Annotated in this window: 21 protein-coding genes, 1 tRNA gene and 2 pseudogenes; 4 read left to right on the top strand and 20 right to left on the bottom strand. The window is 39.1% G+C overall.

Annotated elements, in window-relative coordinates; genetic code table 11:
• From CTER_RS10320 to CTER_RS10235, 18 genes and pseudogenes are all read right to left on the bottom strand, one after another.
• A pseudogene (locus CTER_RS10320) lies at window positions 1-263 on the bottom strand (hypothetical protein); the annotation flags it as partial.
• A 45-nt stretch (window positions 264-308) separates the two neighbouring features.
• On the bottom strand, window positions 309-1,331 hold the full coding sequence (locus CTER_RS10315) for a LacI family DNA-binding transcriptional regulator (protein WP_004625390.1): 1,023 nt from the start codon (window positions 1,329-1,331) through the stop codon (window positions 309-311).
• Window positions 1,332-1,513: 182 nt separating this feature from the next.
• On the bottom strand, window positions 1,514-2,743 hold the full coding sequence (locus CTER_RS10310) for a Tm-1-like ATP-binding domain-containing protein (RefSeq protein ID WP_004625404.1): 1,230 nt from the start codon (window positions 2,741-2,743) through the stop codon (window positions 1,514-1,516).
• A 30-nt stretch (window positions 2,744-2,773) separates the two neighbouring features.
• Window positions 2,774-3,577 carry an N-acyl homoserine lactonase family protein gene (locus CTER_RS10305; RefSeq protein WP_004625397.1) on the bottom strand — a complete coding sequence of 268 codons (804 nt, stop codon included), beginning with the start codon at window positions 3,575-3,577 and terminating at the stop codon, window positions 2,774-2,776.
• Window positions 3,578-3,605: 28 nt separating this feature from the next.
• Entirely contained in the window at window positions 3,606-4,052 is a 447-nt protein-coding gene (locus CTER_RS10300; protein WP_004625400.1) for an RpiB/LacA/LacB family sugar-phosphate isomerase, read from the bottom strand.
• Window positions 4,049-4,852 (bottom strand): triose-phosphate isomerase, encoded by an 804-nt coding sequence (gene tpiA, locus CTER_RS10295; protein WP_004625402.1) that lies wholly within the window; start codon window positions 4,850-4,852, stop codon window positions 4,049-4,051. The genes CTER_RS10300 and tpiA overlap by 4 nt, the downstream gene beginning before the upstream one ends.
• 12 nt (window positions 4,853-4,864) lie before the next feature.
• Window positions 4,865-6,142: a RuBisCO large subunit C-terminal-like domain-containing protein gene (locus tag CTER_RS10290; RefSeq protein ID WP_004625395.1), complete on the bottom strand. Its 1,278-nt coding sequence runs from the start codon at window positions 6,140-6,142 to the stop codon at window positions 4,865-4,867.
• A gap of 86 nt (window positions 6,143-6,228) precedes the next feature.
• Complete coding sequence (locus tag CTER_RS10285; RefSeq protein ID WP_004625391.1) at window positions 6,229-6,849, bottom strand: class II aldolase/adducin family protein; 621 nt, start codon at window positions 6,847-6,849, stop codon at window positions 6,229-6,231.
• A gap of 152 nt (window positions 6,850-7,001) precedes the next feature.
• Window positions 7,002-7,730 (bottom strand): FadR/GntR family transcriptional regulator, encoded by a 729-nt coding sequence (locus tag CTER_RS10280; RefSeq protein ID WP_004625398.1) that lies wholly within the window; start codon window positions 7,728-7,730, stop codon window positions 7,002-7,004.
• Window positions 7,731-7,847: 117 nt separating this feature from the next.
• A complete protein-coding gene (locus CTER_RS10275) occupies window positions 7,848-8,231 on the bottom strand; it encodes a diacylglycerol kinase family protein (protein ID WP_004625401.1) in 384 nt (127 codons plus the stop codon).
• Window positions 8,232-8,259: 28 nt separating this feature from the next.
• Window positions 8,260-8,751, bottom strand: a complete 492-nt coding sequence (gene ybeY / locus CTER_RS10270) for an rRNA maturation RNase YbeY (RefSeq protein ID WP_004625403.1) — start codon at window positions 8,749-8,751, stop codon at window positions 8,260-8,262.
• Window positions 8,732-11,011 (bottom strand): HD family phosphohydrolase, encoded by a 2,280-nt coding sequence (locus tag CTER_RS10265; RefSeq protein ID WP_004625387.1) that lies wholly within the window; start codon window positions 11,009-11,011, stop codon window positions 8,732-8,734. The genes ybeY and CTER_RS10265 overlap by 20 nt, the downstream gene beginning before the upstream one ends.
• Window positions 11,012-11,035: 24 nt before the next feature.
• Window positions 11,036-12,004 (bottom strand): PhoH family protein, encoded by a 969-nt coding sequence (locus CTER_RS10260; protein WP_004625396.1) that lies wholly within the window; start codon window positions 12,002-12,004, stop codon window positions 11,036-11,038.
• 3 nt (window positions 12,005-12,007) lie between these two features.
• Window positions 12,008-13,206: pseudogene (gene yqfD / locus CTER_RS10255) on the bottom strand (sporulation protein YqfD).
• 136 nt (window positions 13,207-13,342) lie between these two features.
• Window positions 13,343-13,684: a sporulation protein YqfC gene (yqfC, locus tag CTER_RS10250; protein ID WP_004625393.1), complete on the bottom strand. Its 342-nt coding sequence runs from the start codon at window positions 13,682-13,684 to the stop codon at window positions 13,343-13,345.
• 28 nt (window positions 13,685-13,712) lie between these two features.
• Window positions 13,713-14,639, bottom strand: a complete 927-nt coding sequence (pdaA, locus tag CTER_RS10245) for a delta-lactam-biosynthetic de-N-acetylase (protein ID WP_004625405.1) — start codon at window positions 14,637-14,639, stop codon at window positions 13,713-13,715.
• Window positions 14,640-14,949: 310 nt separating this feature from the next.
• Window positions 14,950-15,651: a DUF881 domain-containing protein gene (locus CTER_RS10240; RefSeq protein WP_004625399.1), complete on the bottom strand. Its 702-nt coding sequence runs from the start codon at window positions 15,649-15,651 to the stop codon at window positions 14,950-14,952.
• Window positions 15,629-16,369, bottom strand: a complete 741-nt coding sequence (locus CTER_RS10235) for a DUF881 domain-containing protein (protein ID WP_004625386.1) — start codon at window positions 16,367-16,369, stop codon at window positions 15,629-15,631. Before CTER_RS10235 ends, CTER_RS10240 begins: the two co-directional genes overlap by 23 nt.
• A 333-nt stretch (window positions 16,370-16,702) precedes the next feature.
• Between CTER_RS10235 and CTER_RS10230 the strand changes: the two genes are divergently transcribed.
• Both CTER_RS10230 and CTER_RS10225 read left to right on the top strand, forming a co-directional pair.
• A tRNA-Trp gene (locus CTER_RS10230) sits at window positions 16,703-16,778 on the top strand.
• 570 nt (window positions 16,779-17,348) lie between these two features.
• Window positions 17,349-18,110 (top strand): hypothetical protein, encoded by a 762-nt coding sequence (locus CTER_RS10225; protein ID WP_040760800.1) that lies wholly within the window; start codon window positions 17,349-17,351, stop codon window positions 18,108-18,110.
• Window positions 18,111-18,358: 248 nt separating this feature from the next.
• Here the strand turns inward: CTER_RS10225 and CTER_RS27565 are convergent, their stop codons facing one another.
• Entirely contained in the window at window positions 18,359-18,520 is a 162-nt protein-coding gene (locus tag CTER_RS27565; RefSeq protein WP_083908968.1) for a phage holin family protein, read from the bottom strand.
• On the opposite strand from CTER_RS27565, the gene CTER_RS26940 reads away from it, so the two are divergent.
• Together CTER_RS26940 and CTER_RS26935 are read left to right on the top strand one after the other, a co-directional pair.
• Window positions 18,456-19,235, top strand: a complete 780-nt coding sequence (locus tag CTER_RS26940; protein WP_051066573.1) for a BppU family phage baseplate upper protein — start codon at window positions 18,456-18,458, stop codon at window positions 19,233-19,235. The genes CTER_RS27565 and CTER_RS26940 overlap by 65 nt on opposite strands.
• Window positions 19,190-19,741 carry a site-specific integrase gene (locus CTER_RS26935; protein ID WP_051066571.1) on the top strand — a complete coding sequence of 184 codons (552 nt, stop codon included), beginning with the start codon at window positions 19,190-19,192 and terminating at the stop codon, window positions 19,739-19,741. Before CTER_RS26940 ends, CTER_RS26935 begins: the two co-directional genes overlap by 46 nt.
• Before the next feature lie 9 nt (window positions 19,742-19,750).
• Here the strand turns inward: CTER_RS26935 and CTER_RS10210 are convergent.
• The coding region (locus CTER_RS10210) for a hypothetical protein (protein WP_004625389.1) at window positions 19,751-21,498 on the bottom strand (1,748 nt) is incomplete at its 5' end.

The following is a 21,498-nucleotide window of genomic DNA, read 5'->3' as shown; positions in this document are numbered from 1 at the left end:
CCTTGCATTGTCAGCTTGATGTTTGGATTTTCATCCTGGAACTTTTTAGCCAATGCATCAAAAGCATCGCTCTCTCCGCCGGCACTTGCCCAATAAGCAAACTTGATTGTTACCGGTTCTTCCGCTTTTGCGGGGGTGCTGGCAGCACTTGCAGACGAATTTGACGGTGCTTGATTTGAAGCTGATTGTCCGCCGCATCCAGTCAATACTGCTGTTATTGAAAGAACAACTGCCAATGACAAGCCTAAAATCTTTTTCTTCATGAATAATTTCCTCCTCAAATTGGGTTTTATTAGATAAAGGAACCACTATTCCTTTATTCTCGAACATGAATCTCTGATAATAAGACTGGTATTCAAAACCTGATTTCTTACGACATCCTCTTTTGATATAAGTTTAATTATTGCATCTCCAGATACTTTCCCAAGAGAAGTAATGTTCTGAGAAACTGTGGATATACCCGGCTCATATAAAGCGCTTATGCTGATATCATCAAACCCCATGACCGAAAAGTCCCTGGGCACTTCATATCCCTCCGATCTAAGTGCTTTTATCACACCTATGGCCATCAGATCGTTGGCACAGAAGATGGCACTATGCTTTCTGACATGTTCCATATTGCTTTTTATCAGCTTGAAGGTATTTTCGCTGGTATAATCGCTTATCAAAATATTATCATTGTCTTCGGAATTTTTTTTCTGAAGCAGTCCCCGGCTCTTCAAGGCTTTATTGAAGCCCTTTATTTTTACTTCACTGGAGTAACTGTTCTCTGAACCGCTTATAAACAAAATATTTTTATGTCCTAAATCAAGCAGGTACTCTGTGGCTTTGAAAGCCCCATCTCTTTCATCGTTGTAAATAAAAACAATATCCTTATCATTAAAGTATTTGTTGACCAGAACCAGCGGCAGGGTTTTGTTAAGCTTTCTATAGAAGGAAGGCGGCAGTTTTTCTATTTTCGGTGCTATGATCACGATACCGTCTACCTGCCGCTCCAGAAAGTTTTCTACGGCTTTCTTCTCTTCAAAACCATCACTGTTGCTGTTAACCAAAATAATGTCATAACCTTTTGCGTTGCACTGATCTGAAATACCCCTTACCACTTCAGGAAAGAACATGTTTGTTATGTAGGGGACTATTATTCCTACAGTGTTTGTCTTTTTTCGGACCAATCCCCTTGCTATGGCATTAGGTTTGTAATTCAGTTTATTAATGGCTTCCTGTATTGCTTTTTTAGTATTGACATTCACAGGGTATGAATTATTAAGATATCTGGAAACTGTCGTAATTGATACACCGGCCTCTTTAGCAACATCATTTATGTTTGACATGGCATACCTCCATAATGTAATTATTTACGAAAACGTTTTCTAGAAAGCGCTAACACGAAAACGTTTTCGTAATACATTATATAAAACAAGGTTACATAAGTCAATACTTTTTAGGTTATTTTGCACAATATATTTTCAATATGGAATACGCTTTTTGTGCAAACTTCCCTCAACAGTTACATTTATTCCATATTTTGCTGTTCAAGCATTCTGAGCAGCTCTGCCGCAGCTGTTTTACTGAATATCTCATCATTGATATTTGCATCCACATCAACAATTTTAATATCCCTGCGCAGTCCCCGGTGCAATACTTCAATCAAAGCGTTGTCGACCTCCGGGGTATATAAGGCTTCACCCGGAGAAGTATTCTGTCTCAATCCGCGTAAGGGAATAATTACAGTGACGGGACCGCGGCTTTTGTTTAACCGCTCGGTAATAATCTCTCCCACCCTGACTATTTCCTGCTCCAGGAGCTTAACATGTACAATGTTTGAATTATGATATATATGTTTGCGTTTGTTTAAATCCTGCGGCAGCTCTTTTGCATAAAAGTCAATGAAGTCAACCCCTCCGGGTGCCACCACCTGAGGTATGCCTGCATTGCAGGCTGCAGTCAGCCTGTTATTGGCCCCCGTGGAAAAGCCCTTTCCGAACATCTCGGATGTGATTTCATGCAGAGATAAGTCCATTACCGCTCCAATTGTTCCCTCATTGATGAATTCTTCCATTGCCCGGCCTCCAACACCGGTGGAATGAAAACTTATGACCTGGAAACCGGCTTTTTCCATCAGCTTGACTGCCTCTGCAACCCCGGTATTGGTCACACCCATCAGCGTTGCCCCAACAATAAGCTCCTGGCCTGATTTTAATGGAACTCCCGCATGTTTAGCCATTCCCGCAATAGCTGCCGCAGCATTGCTTAAAATGGTGCGGGTGAGGTTATTGATTCCGGATATATCTGCAATAGATGGCATAAGAGTAATATCCTTTGTGTCCACGAATGACTCGAAAGTCCTCTGTCCGCATGCAATTGTGGAGACCATCAGCTTAGGCAGCCCCACGGGCAGACTTTTCATTGCACTGACGCCTATGGTTGTATTCTGGGCACCGCCGAGAGACAAAACAGCGTCAAAATTCCCTTGAGCATACAGTTCAGGCATCAAAACAGCTATCCCTTCCAATAGTCCCACTATCATTTCATGTTTCGGAATGTCATATATACTGTCCCATTCCCTGCCTGCCGCCCTTGCCACATCTTCGGCCCTGATATGGGGCACAATGCTTTCGCTGCCCTTGGCTCCCACATCTATAATGAAAGTCTTGCAGCCCTGTTTTTCTATCATTTCCTTCACAAATGCCACTTCAGCTTCTTTTGTATCCAAACTGGCGATGATTGCTATGGTTTTTTCCATGATATCAATAGTTACCTTCCATTCAATCGGTTATTTTCCCAGAACTGGAGTTTTCTTAATACGTTCTTCTATTTCCGGTTCATGGCAAGGCAGTATGAATTCCAGGCTTTTAGCTCTTTTCTTTTGAATTTCAAGACTCCTCCAGCATTCCACCATATTTGCAAAGCGTGCCGGCGGAGTTACTGTATAGTTGATCTCACTGATTTCATTAAAGTTATTCATGATGAAGGCCGAATCGCCTGCACAAATATAATTGCCCTGGTTTGTGTCGATTTCAACAGACTGGTGTCCCGGAGAATGTCCAGGTGTGGGGAATACTCTCACTCCGGGAGCAATTTCCGCCTCACCGTCCACAAGATCTATTTTTATACCTTCAAAAGGACGCTTCACTCCCAGCGACGGGTGTTCGTAGGACTTATAGTACAGGGGTATTGGATCCATGGCGAACTCATACTCCTTGCGCTGTGCTATAAACTGTGCATTTGTGAATTTCTCCATGTAAAATATATGATCCCAATGCAGATGAGTGAAAATAACTTTCTTAATATCCTCACATTTGCAGCCTATCTTTTCAAGCTGTTCATGGATTGCCATTCCCTCTGGCTGATATGATCCAGGATGGTGATAGGCACTTGCCCTGTCGGTCCAAGCCATACCCGTATCCACCAGAATAAGCTCCTCCCCTCCTTCTATAAGAAATGTAAACACCGGCAGTGCAACCTTTTCATCACTTATGTCAGGATAATATTTGTGGACCGAATGATGATAATGATACTGCTTTGGATAGGTTGGTATGTATCCTGTATTGATTGGTCTTACAGTTAGTTTAGACATTTTATATCTCCTTGTTATTTAATGATTATTAGCCCAGCTTTTCAATCTGATATATTTCCTGAACTTTTCTCGCTGAATTGCTTTTACTGTCAAACTCCAGATTCAGCCAAAGGTCAGTCAGAGAATATGCAGTTTTAGGCCCTATGACCTGTGCTCCCATACACATGATATTGGCATTGTTGCTGAGTATTGACCTTTCGGTGGAATAAACATCATGGCATACTGCGGCATAAGCACCTTTGACTTTGTTGGCGGTCAGCGCCATACCGATTCCAGTACCGCATATCAGTATACCTCTTTCACATTCTTTTTTAGAAACTTTCTGTGCAACGGCATAAGCTATGTCGGGATAATCTATTTCATCCTTGTTATAAGCACCGACATCAACAAATTCATGTCCTTTAGCTGTGAATTCCTTTATAAGCATCTGTTTAAAATCAAATCCCCACTGGTCACTTCCTATTGCAATGATCAATTTTCATCGTCCCCTCTCTGCTTCTTAACTTTTTTGCTCCATGAATCTTTGATTATATCAAGCATCTCCATATAGGATTCGATGCTCAAACTTGCCCTGCCTACAAAAACTCCGTCAATATCAGGCTGTGAAATGAGCTTCTCCACATTTTTAAGGGACACACTTCCGCCATATACCACGGTAAATTCAGTTCCCTCGGACCTCCCATATATCTGTGCAAGAAGCTGTCTGATAAATCCTAGTATCTCCTGGGCATAATCGGGTTGGGCCGAATCCTCCATGCCTATGGCCCATACAGGCTCATATGCATAAATAATTTTTTTAGCGTCAGCATAAGGTATTCCGTGCAAAGCGTTTTTTATCTCTATTGAAAGCAGCTCTTTGGCAAGATTTTTTTCTTTTTCCTGCAGTTCCTCTCCCATGCAGAATATGGGTACCAGGCCGTGTTCCATGGCCTTTCCGATTTTTAGATTTACTGTCCGGTCTGTCTCTCCAAATAATGTTCTGCGTTCTGAATGTCCGATTTCCACATATTTGACAGCCATTTCCTTCAGTGACAATACCGATACTTCTCCGGTAAAGGCTCCCTTTTCCTCCCAGCACATATTCTGTACCCCAACATTTATGTCAGTCCCGGCCAGTATTGCCGTTACCCTTTCTACAGCCGTGAAGGACGGAAGCACAAACAGTTCTGCGTCCTGTTCCCCGGGAATATTTTCTTTCAGCCTTTGAGCATAATTCATGGCTTCCTTATCCGTCAAAAACATTTTCCAACCCGAACCGAAAACTGGTTTTTTCACTAACTCATCCTCCTAGGTCTTTTGATACCCCCACAAATCCAGAGCACATTTCAATTCCTCGTGACGGTTTGCGGCATCCTCCATTTTTATTCCTTCAACCACTGCATCCATAGCCTGTCTCATTGCCTTTGCCCCTGCGGCGGCTCCCATAGGGTGACCCTGCACCGCCCCGCCGGAAGCCAATATTATATCTGCTCCCAGATCACTCATATACCTTTCTACCATGCCGGGGTGTACTCCGCCACCAACAGCCGGAAATACCGGCTTCAGATCATAAAAAGGCAGGGTTAGCTGCTGTACTGTGCTTAAATATTTCTGATGTTTCAAATTGGAACCTCCATATGGTGTATTGATAACCACCATGTCCGCTCCTGCCAGTCTCGGGAATTTCCCTGTGACCAGATGGGAGCTTATACCTGAGAACCCTGATTCATAGAACAGTCCGGCTCCCGCATAATGCCCCAGGATCGGAATATCTATTGATTCCGAAATATAATTCAGAACGTCATAGCCCACTGCCGAATAGTTGATCATAATTGCATCGGCACCCAGATCAACTGCATTTTTTGCATTATTCAGCATATTTCCCACGCGGTCGGTAATATTCACCACGTACAGGGTTTTGTGTCCGGTGGCTTCAAAAGCCCTCCGGGCTGCTTTTTTATATTCCTTTACCCTTTTTGAAACCTCACTGAAGGCAGGATTACCCAAAAGTTCGTCATCCTTGATCAAATCAACTCCGCCTAAAGCCGTCTCATAAAAAATTCCGGCACCTGCTTCAGGTGTGATTCCTGTACAGGGCTTTATCATGTTAAGCAGCAAAGGACGATTTTTCACATCACTCAGCTTGCGTATGCCTTCAATCCCATATTTGGGGCCGCGGAAACCGGCTGTGAATTTTTTGGGGAACTGAACATCAACAAGCTTTGTCTGAATTGAGGTGGAAGCATCGTTGCCGACCAGGGTTGTCAGCATCATGGGGAACTGGTTCCCGAAATTCTCTATGGGAAATGCTATCTGAATCAGATATTTTCTTTTTTCATCCCCGGACACTTCAAGATCAGCAGGCGGAATATCATAGATGTTTACGACCTTACCCATATGCCGTTCTCTCATTGCATCATCAATTCCGGGAACGGGAATCCATGTTCCGAGGGTTTGACCTACGGCAAATGCAGAAGCTTTTTTTACAATACTTTCATTCTGCATCAACTCAACGTAATAGGTAGCTATTATATAATCCTCATCCTTGATCTTTTCCATTAAACAAAAGATCTGCTCATTTTTCATTTTAATCTCCATTTCAAATGCTTTAAAATTCTGTTTAATAATTTTGTTTAAAGATCTTTCAAATTTTTTTAATTTTATATAAATTTTTAAAGTTCTTTTAATGTACTTTTAAGAACTGCATCCAGGTATACGATCTTTGCCGTCTCCTCTATAAGCTCGGCTGTCTGGCAGGCTTTAACCGCACTTTTCCCAATTGCCACAATACCGTGGCCTTCCAGTAAAAATGCCTGCAAGCCGGACTTCTCGTCCATATTTTTATATATTTCCAGCATGCCTTCCTTTGGAATTGTGGGTGTGTCATAGGATAAATTTGGTATGGAATGCTTCAGTTTGAGCATTGCATGCTGTGTTATAAGAGGCAGATCTTTTTTTGTGTAGGTCCATGCTATGGAGTATGGAGAATGAGTATGTACTATGGCACCGATATTCCCGTATTTTTCATATAAGGAAGCGTGGAGCACAAACTCCTGTGTAGGCTTCAAATTGCCCTCCTGCACATTTCCCTGAAAGTCGGTAACCACAATATTATCATGTACACATTCATCAAAAGCCACTCCGCTTGCCTTTACAACCATTAAACCGGAACCCGGAACCCTGACACTTATATTTCCTCCTGTGCCGGTTTGAAGTCCAGAGCTGACAGCTCTCCGGGCAGCCAGTATTAAATCGTCCTTTGCCGCAATAATATTTTGTTTCAGAATATCCATTGGATAACCCCCTTTTATTGTTAAGTTCTACTGTGTATAAGTTATAACCCTCACTAATTGGTAAGATGGTATTACCACTTTGAATAAAAAAATCCGGCTGAATGCATATTACAATATTAATCTCAATTTTTTAGCTGGATTTTTAACAGAACTTATTCCTGATCTTTTTTATAACTCTTCATCATAAGATTGCCCACGCTGATGATATGATCCCTCGAACAGTTGTATGCCTGCTCAGGGTCCCTGTTTTCTATGGCTTCTGTTATCTGCCGGTGAAAATCTATATAATCATAAATTTCATGACTTTCGCTCAAACTCCAAATTTGTTGTATCCTCAGCGTTTTATGAATTGCATTGAATAGATTGAGAAATAGTTGATTGTGTGAAGCCTTTACTATGGCCGTATGAAACTTGATATCCATGGAACTGAATTCATCATAATCACCGTTCCGGATGGATGCCTCGGCATCTTCGGCCTTTATCCTGTAATATTTGATCTCCTCCAGCTCTTCTTCTGTAGCTAAAGTTGCAGCAAGCTTTGCACATTCAGACTCCAAAATCTGGCGGAACTGCAGAATTTCAAAAACCGAAGTATCGCTGGAATACATATAGGTCGCCAGCTTCCCTGTGAGAAAACTATTATTGGCATCACGTATAAAAGTACCCTGTCCGTGCTTTGTTTCTACAAGCCCCAGCTGGCTCAGGGATCTCAGAGCTTCCCTCAGGGGAATACGGCTGACACCCAGTGTTTCGGCAAATACCCTCTCGCTGGGAAGTTTATCACCGCTTTTTAACTCTCCTTTTATGATACGTTCTTCAATGTATGCAACTATTTGATCGCTTACGGCATTTTTATTTATTACTCCATCACTATAATTCAAAACCAAGACTCCTTTTGTAATATTAAAAATTTGCAAGCCACCAAACTAACTTGGTAAGGTGGTATTACCACTCTTTATATTCATACTATCACCTGACATTATCTTTGTCAATTGGATTTAAAAATATTTCAATAAAATAATCAACCTGTTTATAAGCTTATCTCCCAGAATGATCCAGCCAATGGCAACACTGAAGAATGCGGATACAAGAACGGCTCCCGCCGACACGTCCTTTATTATTTTGGCTTTGGGATGATATACGTCAACAATGATATCAACCATGACCTCCATTGCCGTATTTATGAGCTCAAAACAAATAACCATAGCTATTGTAAGGCAAAGTACGGTCAATTCAATCCTGCTTGCGCCAAGCCAAAGTGAAAGAAGAATAACACCGGCGGCAGCGGCAAAATGAATCTTCATATTCCTCTCTTTTACAAGGGTGTACCATATACCCTGAGAAGCCGTCTTAAAGCTCTCGTAAAGATTTCTGTTTTTCATATATGTCTCCACATCTGCATAAATGCAGCTAAATACTGTGCCTGTTTAAACCCATTTGCCGCAGGATATTTTCCTGCTTGCCAAGCATTATTTTTTCCTCCTCCTCTTCCATGTGGTCATAGCCCAGCAAATGGAAGCAGGAATGTGCCGTCAAAAAGGCAATTTCTCTTTCGAAACTGTGTCCGTACTCATGGGCCTGCCTTTTTGCAGTCTCGGCAGATATGATTATATCTCCCAGCATCAGCTCTTCGGATTCGGGATCGTAGTCCCCCTCATCCGAAATGAGTTCACCGTTTTCAAATTCCGCCATAGGAAACGAAAGCACATCGGTAGCTTTATCAATATCCCTGTGTTCCCTGTTTATTTTCCTGATTTCCTCGTCGTCCACAATCAGCACACTTACCTCATAAGCCTTTTCCAGCTTTTCAGATTTCATACAGAGGTCTATGGTGCGTTCTATCAACTCATTTATATTTTCGGATATTGAAATTCTGTCCTGTTCATTTTCTATTATTATCAACTCTTGCTTCTCCTTTTCCGCGGTTTTCCCCGTCAGCTCCTGCCGGTCTCCCAATGGCATCTGTTCCGGCGGCTTCGGATAACTCATTAATCTCTTTGTTATTCACATTATTTGCTCCCATCAGGGCATCCTTTATTTCAGGATACTGCTCCCTTGCGTGGAAATATCCGCTCAATACCCTCATGAAAGAATTTGCTATTTTATCAAGGTCATTTAATGTAAGCTGACAATTGTCAAGCTGACCGTCGTCCAGCTTATCCTTTATAATTTTTCTGATCAGAGCTTCAATTTTGGCTTCTGTTTTATCATTCATGGATCTCACGGCAGCCTCAACCGAATCGGCCAGCATTACCACTGCTGCTTCCCTTGTCTGAGGCTTTGGTCCGTCATATCTGTAGTCCTCCTGCTTGATTTCGGCCTCGCCCTCTCCCTTCAAAGCCTTATGATAAAAATAGGCAACCAGCGTAGTCCCGTGGTGCTGCTTGATTATATCAAGTATTGACTGGGGAAGTTTATATTTGGCTGCTATGTCAAGGCCATCCTTGGTATGAGACGTAATGACAAGGGTACTCAGGTTTGGAGTCATCCTGTCATGGGGGTTTTCGGTCAACTGATTTTCCTTGAAAAAGTCAGGCCTTTTAAGCTTGCCGACATCATGGAAATACGCACCTGTTCTCGCCAGAAGCGCATTGGCACCCAGATCCTCGGCGGCAATCTCTGCAAGATTCCCTACCATCAGGCTGTGGTGATAGGTCCCCGGAGCTTCGATCAAAAGCTTTTTCAGCAGCGGATGATTGGGATTTGACAACTCCAGAAGCTTCAACGGGGTGACTATATTAAAGGCGCTCTCCAGAAACGGCAGGAAGCCAATTGTAAGAATCATTGATACAAAACCGTTCAGAAATACTACCGCACTGTCAATCAGTATGGTCTTGGAATCACTCTTGTAAATAAAGTCAAGGCAAACAATAAAAGCAGTATTTATAAGTCCTAGCAATAATCCATTCATGGACATCCTGCTGCGCTGATTGGCCTTTGAGACCATAAATGCCGATATGACACCGCAAATAAGGCCCAAATACAGAAATTTCAAATTCCCCTTGGACATCACTGAAATGCCGATGGTCAGAATACAGTTTATCACCACGGCGGTTTCAATATTTAAAAGAGTTGCTACCAGCATGGTCCCCATAAATATAGGTATTACAAGACCATCGTAAAATGTAAACAAATACCTTGCCAGCACCAGAATTATTGTTATTATCAGACAAATCAACAGTATATCCTTCCGTCTGTTGTATATGTCCTTGTTATATTTCCTCAGGAACAGGGCTGTCAGCGTTGTAAGGAATAAAATTACAAACAGGATACCCGCTGAGAACAGGTAATCATATTTTCCGTTTTTCTCAAGCAGGTTAAGATCTTCCAGCAGTTTCAGCTTATCGTCGGTAACTATATCTCCAAAGCTTATTATCCTGGACTCTTTTTTTATCTTTACAATGTTTGCATTGTCGTTGTAGGCTTCTTCCTTCTTCTTTGCGGTAGCATCAGCATCCACAATCCTGTTTGGCTTCAAAATGCTCCTGACCAGATGTTCCCCTATATTCTTCAATTCCTGGCTTATACCCTGCTCACTCTGGTAACTGTTCTGCAACCTATGTAAATGTATTGCAAGATTGCTTTCGGTAACCTCTTCGGCCATGGATTCGGAAATCAGACGCCTGGTCAGCTCCTCGAAAATTTCCATTTCGCTGTCTGTGGCTTTTGTAACAAGGTAGCTTATCTGGTCCTGCGACAGGATTATACCCTGTTTTTTCACCTGCCCCGACAAACTGTTGATTGCAATATTCTGGGCATCCTTCAGATATTGAGCATAGTTTTCATCCCTGGACGATATACCCATATCCTTTAAATACTTCTCAACACTTGATCTTGCCCCGGCCACTGCCTTGAAAAAGTCGTCCTTTTTATAGATTACCTCCACAAAGGCTTTGGTATCTTCCTTTGTGACGGGTTCGACATTTTCCATGGCAGCAAGTCTGTTCTGTTCGGTCAAGACCTCATTTACAATGTCTCTCGGTGCGGGAATGTCATATCTGGATACGTCACCGACACTCAATTTGTATTTTGTGGGCTGGGCACCTGTTTCAATTATGATAAAAGCAATTAAAACAGTAATCAATACCAGGAACATCCTTTGTACATTGTTATTCCTGGCAAGCTTGTTCAGTTTGCTGGTATTCTTCTTGTTTTTTTTCATTGGCAAATCCCCTAAACTACTGCTTTACACTGTTCTTTTATCGTATTTGTCATAAGCAACTATGATTTTCTGTACCAGTTCATGCCTGACAACGTCTTTTTCTGTGAGGTAGACAAACTCTATACCATTGATATCCTTTAAGATATTTGTCACTTCCTTGAGGCCCGATCTCTTTTCCCCCGGCAAGTCTATCTGGGTGATATCCCCGGTTATAACCGCCTTTGAGTTGAAGCCTATTCTGGTAAGGAACATCTTCATTTGCTCGGGAGTTGTGTTCTGGGCCTCGTCAAGGATAATGAAGGAATTGTCAAGAGTTCTTCCCCTCATATAGGCCAGGGGAGCTATCTCTATCATACCTCTTTCCAGGTATTTCATATAGAGATCAGCACCCATTATTTCATACAAACCGTCATATAAAGGTCTCAAATACGGGTCGACCTTGTTTTGCAGATCCCCGGGCAGAAAGCCCAGCTTTTCACCGGCCTCCACTGCCGGCCTTGTGAGGATTATCCTGTCGACCTCCTTGTTTCTGAAGGCCGTAACCGCCATTGCAACTGCCAGGAAGGTCTTACCCGTGCCGGCAGGACCTATTCCAAAAACTATATCATTCTTCTTAATGGCGTTAAAATAAAGCTTCTGTCCATGGGTCTTATACTTGATCTGCTTCCCTTTTGCAGTCAGACACACATAGTCCTGTATAATTTCATCAGCTTTCTCTATCTGCTTCTCAAGGGTGAGCCCAACCAGGTATTGAACATTTTGCCTGGTTATGGATTGTCCCTGCTTTGCAATTTCCAGAAGCTTTATTACTATTACTTCGGCCTTTTGTACATTTTCCTCCTCACCGCTTATGGTGATCGAAGTCCCTCTTGTCAATACCTTCACCTCGAAGGCGTCCTCTATAATTTTGATATTTTCATCATAATTTCCGAAAATATTCATTGCATACTCAATACTGTAAAAATCAATACTCTTTTCCACTATTTCTGTCAAGTATCACATTCCTCCAATCTCCTGTGTAATTCCGATGTCTTCAATGCATTCTATCAATGCCCTGACTGATTTGCTTCCATCGCCGTCCTCAACTTCAGTAGTATTCTTCTTCAACACCTCTGCGTGAGAGGGTATCTGCTTCTGGACCAATTCTACAGCCTTCTCCGAAGCAATTTTTTTTGCCGTTGCCATATCAACCTTGTTCTGTTCCACTTCATATTCGTAATACTGATCAGTGATCAGTTCAAAAGGTAAAGCAAAGTTGGCTCCAAGCGACAGCTTTTTTTTCAATTCCACATGTTCTGAATTATTATATGGAATTTGAGTGTGAAATAATTTAATTTTTTTGTAAAAAAAACTATCGAATACATTTCTTTTTTCAAGCCCGTTCTTTTAGCCGTTACAAGATTTTGCTCAATTTTTGCAGTTGCTTCATACCAGGTCCTTGCCTTTACGCTTCCCATGGAATGCACCATCAATGGAGGTGCTTCAGGATTTTTAACATTGAGCACCCTGCCTGTAATCAACTGCTGACCTTTTGTAACAGTATCTCCAATCTTTACTGTTTCAAGTCCCTCCTTGGCAACTATCGAATAAACCACTCCGTCCCTGGATGCTATGATATCACAGGGAATTTCCTTATTTATCAATTCAGGCGGCTTTGTTCTTTCGGTGACTTCCACATAAATCCTGGTTCCTTTAAGTGAAACACTGATTCTGGCCAGGTCATTTATTTGAAGCATCATATTTTCCACAACATCATCCGTATTGATCCTGAATTTCAAAGCACCTGTCCTTACGCCGTTCTCCCTTAACCTTTCCATTATAAATTCGGTAGAAACATTGCTGTTTCCGGCAACTGATATATCCCAGATAAAGGAGGATATCAGAAAAAAAGCAATAATACAAATACCGGAACCTATCACAAAGGCCTTACGGCTTTTATACCTGTTTAAAATAAACGGGATACCTTTTCGCTTGACAATATGCACCTTGCATCTGGTCTTCCTTACAACAGGTTTCAGCTCCCTGAAATCATCTATGCTGAGTTTCATGGACACCCTGCTGTTCTTTTGCCACTTGACATTCCAAAGACGGATGTTTCTATGGGTACATATGTTTATAAACTTTTCCAAAAAGTAACCTTCAACTATAATAATAACATATCCCTTAATATAATTCCATAATCTCCAAATCAACATCTAATCTCCTATCTGCGTACCCGGTACATGCACGCAAGCAAACAGTGATAAAGAGCACCTGCGTTTTTTCATATGCTCAAGTATTTTCATATGCCCAAGATCTTCTTCATTTGCTCAAATTCAATCATCCGATAATTTATTTCATAAATTCCAGAGATTGAATTTCGCCAAAAATCATTATGTTTTCGAGTGTGATTTCCTTTATGTAAATATTAGTGCCTGTTACCTTAATGATTCCCGAGGTTGTATTGAGTCTTATAATCCCTTCATCATACTCTACAATGCCTTTGTAGTTTTCAACAATGAGATCCCCATTCCCCAGCATGGTCAGCTTGGGCATATTCAAGACTATTTCTTTAGGGAGTTCAAGGATTTCAGCAACCTTTTCCTTAAGTCCGGGTTTCTTCTTTTCCTGCTCCTTTTTGGCAGCCCCAGCTTTCCTGACAGCCTTTCCTTTCTCCAAAGCCTTACTCTTCATCGGATTCCTGCCTCTCTTCACAGTAGAACTAGTTTGCAAGTTCTTCCACATTTCCGAATTCGTATCCGCTTGCCCGGACTCCTTTTATTATCATATCCAGGGCGTCCGCATTATCTTTGGATACTGCGTGCAAAAGCATTACTTCTCCATTATGCAGGTTGCTCATAACTTTTTTGTATGCATACTCGGGACCGCGTATTTTGTCCCTGTGCCAGTCGTCATACGCAAAGCTCCAGAAAAGGTTGCAATAGCCCAGTTTATATGTGATGTTCAAGCTTCGTTCACTGTACTCGCCTTTTGGGGGTCTGAGGAATTTCATTTTTCCACCGAACTTTTCGTTAAAAGCCCTCTCCAGCCCCAGAACTTCCTCTTCTATCTGTGAATCATCCTTTTCGGGGAGACTCGGGTGATGAATGGTATGGTTTCCCACCGTATGGCCTTCCTCAACCATTCTTCGCACCAGGTCCTGATGTTCGTTAAGGTAGGGGCCTGTAATAAAAAATGCGGCTTTTACATTGTTGTCCCTGAGAGTATCGAGTATTTTGGGGGTGTAACCATTCTCGTAACCCTCATCAAAGGTGAGATAGATAATATTTTTTGTTACATCTCCCAAATATTTGCCGCCGTATTTTTTCAGCACATCACCTGCCCCCGGGTCTGCCCTGGGAGTCTGGCCGTCAGGCTGGCGGCTGATCCCCCAGCACCTTTTCTGCTCATAGGAATAAACACCCTGCTGTGCGGATTCCTCCCCCGCAGCAGAGTCTACCTCATCTATAACCCTGCCTGTCAGCTCGTTGGAATAGTCGACATTCCTGCTGCTGGCACTATAAACCCCGCCCAGGTCCGAGAGTCTGGAATTCAGGTCTGCCCTGTTATGGCGCATTATAAAGTTATCAAACAGCAGGGCAAAAATGACCAGTATAATAAATATGGTAATTACTTTTCTAATCCTCAATTTAACTACCCCCATCGACGTAATTGATACATTACAACGCATAAGATTAATTGAAAATTTTAAAAGAATTTTCTTACTTAGGCGCATCTAACGAGGAAAAAGAGTCCTATAGGACAGCACAGACATCTATGGCCTCGTTATGATAAAAGTTATTTATATTTATTTATATAAACTTTATATTGATTTGAGAACAAAAAAAGAGCCTTGCAGTATGATGTTTTAACATACTGCAAGACTGCCTTGTCATTTGTGGTAAAGCTGATGATTTTGTATTATACAATTTGTTTTAAAGCAATGCCGGGGCCCTGGGTCAATCCTTTTCCACGGGCTTTAACTTATCTGTCCTTATCAATTCCTCACTTATTTTCGGAATCTCAATGTTATCGGACTTTTCAACATGTACATCTATGAAGAGCTTTATTTTTTCCAGGGCTCCGCCGATCATATTCAGTGCATTCACTGCATTGTCAGGGTCTACAATGGCTTTTATCACATATGGCGGTGTAACATGCCGGCCGTTTACCATTATATAACCTCCGGCAACCCTCACCTCGGTAGTGTCGATTATCCTCTGGTCATTAATTGCCAGCGCCTGGGCATCTGTGGCCCTGAGCTCGTTCAGCACGAACAAAAGATCGTCATCCTCCACATTAAGTGAATCTTCCTTTGCAAAAGTCACAGTTACACCCTTGCCTTTAACATCGGTCAGGCCTGCCACTGTTTTCAGCTTCTGTATTTCATCGGTCAAAAGCTTCAGGTTTTCGTCGGAATTACCTCTTGCGCTTTCGAATTTGTTAAGCTGAACCTGCAGTTCGTTAAGCTTTGCCCTCAGATTCTCATTATTTTTTTGTTCATTGAGTATTTTAACAACCAGATCATCTTTTTTCTGGCTTTCCAGATTCATAACCTTTGCATTGCTCCTGATGCTCTGGAACTGCCAGGACAAAGCCAGGCCCAAAATAACGCATATCAAGGCTATGGATATATTTCTACTTACTCTTTTTGCTTTCATTATTAACTACCTCCAACTTGGAAATCAAACCGCTGATATCATTTGAAAATTTAGGTATTTCAATGCCTTCCTTCTGAGTTATGGTTACCCTTTTGCCAAGGGTGGTCATTTCATCGATCAAACCGTTGCCGGTCAAGGTCGCATACAGTTCACGGGGATCACCGATGGCTTTTATTTCGTATGGAACCGCATAGCGGTTGCTGTTGACCTTTATGGTAGGACCGGCACACACCTGCTCACTGGTTGAAATGATCCTCTCATTATTGATGGAAATAGCCTGCGCTCCGCCGATTCTGAGCTGATTCACCACATTCAGTATGTCGGAATCGTGGATAATATAGTCCATAACCGAATCAGCATCGACTACGTCAGGTCCCTCAGCATCATTGAGGGTAATAATGACTCCGTCCCCTGTAATATCCGTCAGCCCGCATATCAGTCTTAAATAGTCAAGTTCCATTTTGGACTGGACATTTGCCGCATTGGTTGAAGAGGCCTTGATAAAAACCTCCTTGTCATTTTCCAATTTTGTTATCTGGGCTTTATAGGATTCCCCAAGCTTGATTTTTGAATCAAGCTGGTCCTTCAGCTTGCCCAGATCCAGGGTCTCGGCATTTTGACGTTGCATGTCCACAGTGCTTCTTATCTGAATAGTAGCCAAAGCACCCAACCATATGAAGATTATAAATAAAATAAAGATATTGTCTCTGAATTTCATAGCTGCCTCATTATCTGTATTTGACAATCGGTCAATCAAGTGTGCCTTAAAATTATATAACTTGAGTTCAAAATGTATTATTTCAAAATGTGTTGCTTTAAAATTTACTGCTTAAAAATGTTACTTAATATTCTACTTTTAATGTTACTTAATATTCTACTTTTAATAATACCTTTTTTCAAGTAAAGGAGCAATATTATTAAAAAACCCGGAAATAATACGGTCGAAAAATGGAAAATAGCTATACTTATCCTCACACGCAAAATTCTTGGTCTAAATATCAGTTTTTCATTGACAAGACTGCAAACTGTATTGTATACTAATATTCGTCTTAGGGGAGTAGCGCAATTGGTAGAGTAGCGGTCTCCAAAACCGTCGGCTGCGGGTTCAAGTCCTGTCTCCCCTGCCAAACTTAAAGCTTAGAGCCATCGAGGTTCTAAGCTTTTGTTATTTTTTCTAAAAAATATGTCTTGGACACCACTTTGGACACCACTTTATTCAAAGTACAAAAATTAATGAAGTATAGTATAGGTTTTCTTACATCATGATCAACTATTATAATCCTCATTCATTAGCAATTAAATTAGCTGTCACTTTACGATTGCGTCGTAGTACAAGCAGATTGCGACAATAATATTTAACATTTGGATATTATGGTAAAATACTATTGTAAAGATTCTTATTTAAATGGAGTTGATGATATGGAGAATTTTAACACCAAGATTGGTTCGAGTATATAAAAAAGTTAAATGATAGAGAATTAAGTAGTAAAAGTTCAGACGGATTGACTCTTTGGGCAATAATTGGATTATTTTCGTATCTGTTAATGCAATTGATTACAAATATACCTTTAATAAATATCCCTGAAAACAAATTCATGATAATACTTTTTTTCACTGGGTTAAATAATCTATTAATATGTAGTTGTCTTATTATTTATAGCTCCATTGATTTTTCAAATAATAATGAAAGAACATTATTGAATGATTTAACATCAAAATTAGTTGGAATAAATAACCTGGTTTTCCTTTCATGGTTATTTATTGTTGGAATGTTAAATCTTTATGTTGGGTATACCTCAACGTTCAAAAACTTTTTTCCTTGGGCATATTATACATATGGAATCTACAATATTATAAATGTTTGCTCTTCCATACTAATAAATAGAAAACAAAATAACACAATTAAAAAGAATGGATATCCAAGGGTTGAATTCAGTTCAACAATATTAAGCAGAAACTACAAATCAACGAAAATTATCGCTAGGATTGTTAGTTTGTCCTTTTGCATTATTCTAATCTTCCAATTAAAAGGAATTTATAATAATCTTTGGATAAATAACAATGATACATTAACTATTAAAATATCCTTGCAACTTTTTGGAGTATTATTTAGCATTTTAATTTTTTTTAATAAATATATACAAAGTATCAGGGATTCTTGGCTTAAAAACTTTGAAAAAAGGATTATTATTGAAGAATTAACATCCGAAGAAATAAAGAGAATTTTTATTGACGATTATATAGGTAAAACAACTTTAAATTGGTTAAAAGGCTACTCCGATGACGTTGAAGAAAGACTAACAATATTTTTAAATTCTGTCAAAGAGCTTAACGAAAAATTTTTAGATTTTGATTTAAAAGATTTTGAAACTGATGATGATGCTTTGACACTTTTAGAATTGAATTTTGATACTTATGAACAGATAATAAATTCAAAAAAGAATTGGAAAAATTTATAGGTGAGAAAATAGACTTCTTAAAACAATTTACAACCCAGATGCCTCTTTCTAAATCAGAACAAGATTTAATCTTATTTATTTATAAAAATTGGATAAATAAGTTAAATTCTTATGCAGATTATCTTTCCCAACAGGTAAAGCCTAAATTTAATAAATGGAAACAACTTTTTAGTGAGATTAAACTACAAAATAATAAAAATTAACATTAGTATTTAGCTCTCAAGGATTTCTCCCTGAGAGCCATATTATTACTTACCCTCTGTCAATTTCTCTCCTGCAGCATCAACAGTCCCTTTAAATAAGGCAATAGCCTTTTGTAAGAATCCTGGGATAGGATCTCCCATCTTGCCGGCATTTTCGATTATGCTGCCGAGCTCGGTAAGTATGTACCATACTATTACTATTACCAATGATGATCAGCCGATTACTTTACAAGAATATACATGCAAAATCATTTTGCAGCGCCCTGACAATGTACTTGTTAAAAGTATTCCTTCTATCCAGGGAAACAAACTTATATATGATGTAGGTACAACTGAATTACAAATAAGTGGCATAGTTAAAGCAAGCATAGAAGTTTTTTGTGGTCTGGAAAGAATGACGGTTAAATTATTTTCATTTGTAGCGGTTCCTACAATAGACAATGGATTAAAAATTGATTCCATTACTCAGTATCCGGATATAGATAAAAATTATATTCATACGCAATTGGTGCCTGCGGCCGAATGGCTTATCAAGCACAACTTAAAAAAGTTTTGTAGCGTAATTATAGTCGATTCGTTGGACAATGTTGTAATAGGTGATATTACCTATATAGATCAGGATAAAGATCTTTCTGAAAGAACAATTCTACATCATCATGCTTTAATATCATCCATTTTAGGCAAAGCTGTAAAGTGGGGGTATATCCCTGGAAATCCAGCAGCTAAAGCTGAGGTAAGCAGGCCTAAAAATACCGAAATGCCATTTTTAGAAATTGATGAAGTAAAGCTCGTTATGGATGCACTTGGTAAAGAAAAACTGAAATTCAGAGCCATAGCATTGCTGATCTATTCTCTGGAATGCGCCGAGGGGAGCTTATGGGGCTTGAATGGTCAAATATTGATTATGAAACCGGCACAATAAAAATCAACAAAACTTCTAACTATTTAAAAGAAACAGGTGTATATGAGGATACAGTTAAAACAGATAAATCAAACCGAGTGATCTCCATACCTCCATTTGTCATGCAGCTTTTGAAGGCTTATCAAAGGGAACAGCAACTTTTTAAAAATGAAAAAAGAGTTGCCGGAAAACTCGTAGAGGATAATGATAAATTATTTATACAGCAGAACGGTAAACCAATGCATCCGGATACCCCTACAAAATGGTGGCCAAAATTTCTAGAAAAAAATAATCTTCCTCATGTAAATTTTCATGGTTTAAGGCACACTAACGCCTCCATGATGATGGCTATGGGGTTTGATATCGTTACTGGTGCCAGCCGTCTAGGTCATGCACGTAAAGACACATTTTTAAATACTTATTCACATATGCTTACTTCTAAAGATAAAGCTGTTTCGGCTACAATGCAGGAGTTTTTTAATCCTACTAAAAAGCAACGAAAAGTATTTAGAATTAAGAGAATTTAACTAATTGCCTTAGTCTAATTTTCTTAACTCATCAAATGTACAAAACTCATCATTTATTTTTATTATAGAAAGCACAAATAATCTAAAAAACACCATATAGTCATGATGATACATTTTTTCGTCATTTCCCGTTTTTGGTTGAGTATGGCTGTATTTATTTCTTAAATCTATCCCGTTATTAAATTGTCGCTTATTAAGGAAATAGTTAATATATGCTTGCTCTGGCCGCGAAAATAATGAACTTTCAAATTCAATAACATTCCTACATTCAAGCTCATCCATTATTCGCTTTCCATCTTCAGTATAGTTCCAATAAGTAATAACATCATTAAAATATAAATCTTTCAACAGTAAAATTAGTAAATCATTTGAAAAGGTTAAATATTCTTCATCCATTGACAAATACTGATGCTCTATCAGCCAATTTATATTATGAATAAAAAAGTCATTATAATCACTAATTTTAATTTTTTCATTAGATAACAATTCATAACAATTATTATATGTCGGTTCCAATTTTTCTACATAACCTAAGCAGCTTTGATCTGAAAAAAGAAAAAAAGTTGCATTTTTATATTCATCACCCATCCCATATGCATACTTTTTTTCAATTAGCGATGGTATGTTTTGATATATAAGTTGGTCTGACCTTATTTCAAGCAATTCATGGTCTACCTCCCCCTCTTCAACAAATAAAGAGAATTGCTTCAATACCGCCTCCAAAGCCGGCATAATATTAGTACATTTCTCTAAGAATGTTGAGTTACTAGATGGCATAGTTACAATGAAATTTTTAACATTAAATTCATTTAAGAGATATTCTTCAAAGAACCATTCAATAACTTCTTCTAATCTTACGCCAATACCAAATAAATAATTATAATATCCCAACATTTGTAATAAAGACAAATTATTTAATTGCTCAAAGACAAACCCCTTTTGATAAGAATTTTGTGAAGACATAGATATGAATCTTTCAAATACACCCATTTGGTTAAATTTGCTAACTAATTGAAATCTCATTTGTATATCTACAAATTCAAATAAGTGAATAAAGTTATTTAACAAAGTTGCATAATCCAAATTGTCAGCTATCCATCTTGTACCATATGAAGCTGCTATCATTTTTTCATTTATCATTACTTGGGCTGCCTCCGTTTGTGTCTCTGAAAAAACTACAGATGTTTCCACGGAGAACCCGGAATTCTCTTTAAAAAAATTACTTTCTTGCTCTTCAGCCCTCTTTTTCGCTTTTAATAGAGTTTTTGGTGATATTTCAATCTTATCTTTATTACTTTGTATATTTGACATTAACCTTAAATAATTCAAATTCGGGTTTTTACTGTCAATATAATCAGCAATAATTTTCTCTTTATCTATGCTATTCAACTCTTTTGGAAAGTACAACGGAAATGGTTCACTAATATGTTTGATTTCATATTTATCAAGTAGAAGTTCCGCAGAAGTACAATCATTAAGCATATATTCCTTAATTATGTCACCAAAACATTCTATAATTTCTTTGTATCTTAACAATACACTAAGATTTACTTTTGACTCATAAATAAATTCTTTAAAGCCTTCTTTTGTAAAATTATTATATACTTTAAATTTTTCAATCAATTCCCAAAAATCATCAACATACACAAAACTTACCTTTTTATAAATCTCTAAAATGTTATTTTGGTCTATTGATGTAAAAAACTTTGCAACTAAACTGAACAGAGAATTTATAGACTTTTCATAGTAAGATATTT

This window comes from Ruminiclostridium cellobioparum subsp. termitidis CT1112 (assembly GCF_000350485.1).
GTDB classification, from domain to species: domain Bacteria; phylum Bacillota; class Clostridia; order Acetivibrionales; family DSM-1351; genus Ruminiclostridium; species Ruminiclostridium termitidis.
Note: the sequence above shows the minus strand (reverse complement) of the source record. Positions and strands in the feature narration are given on the sequence as shown.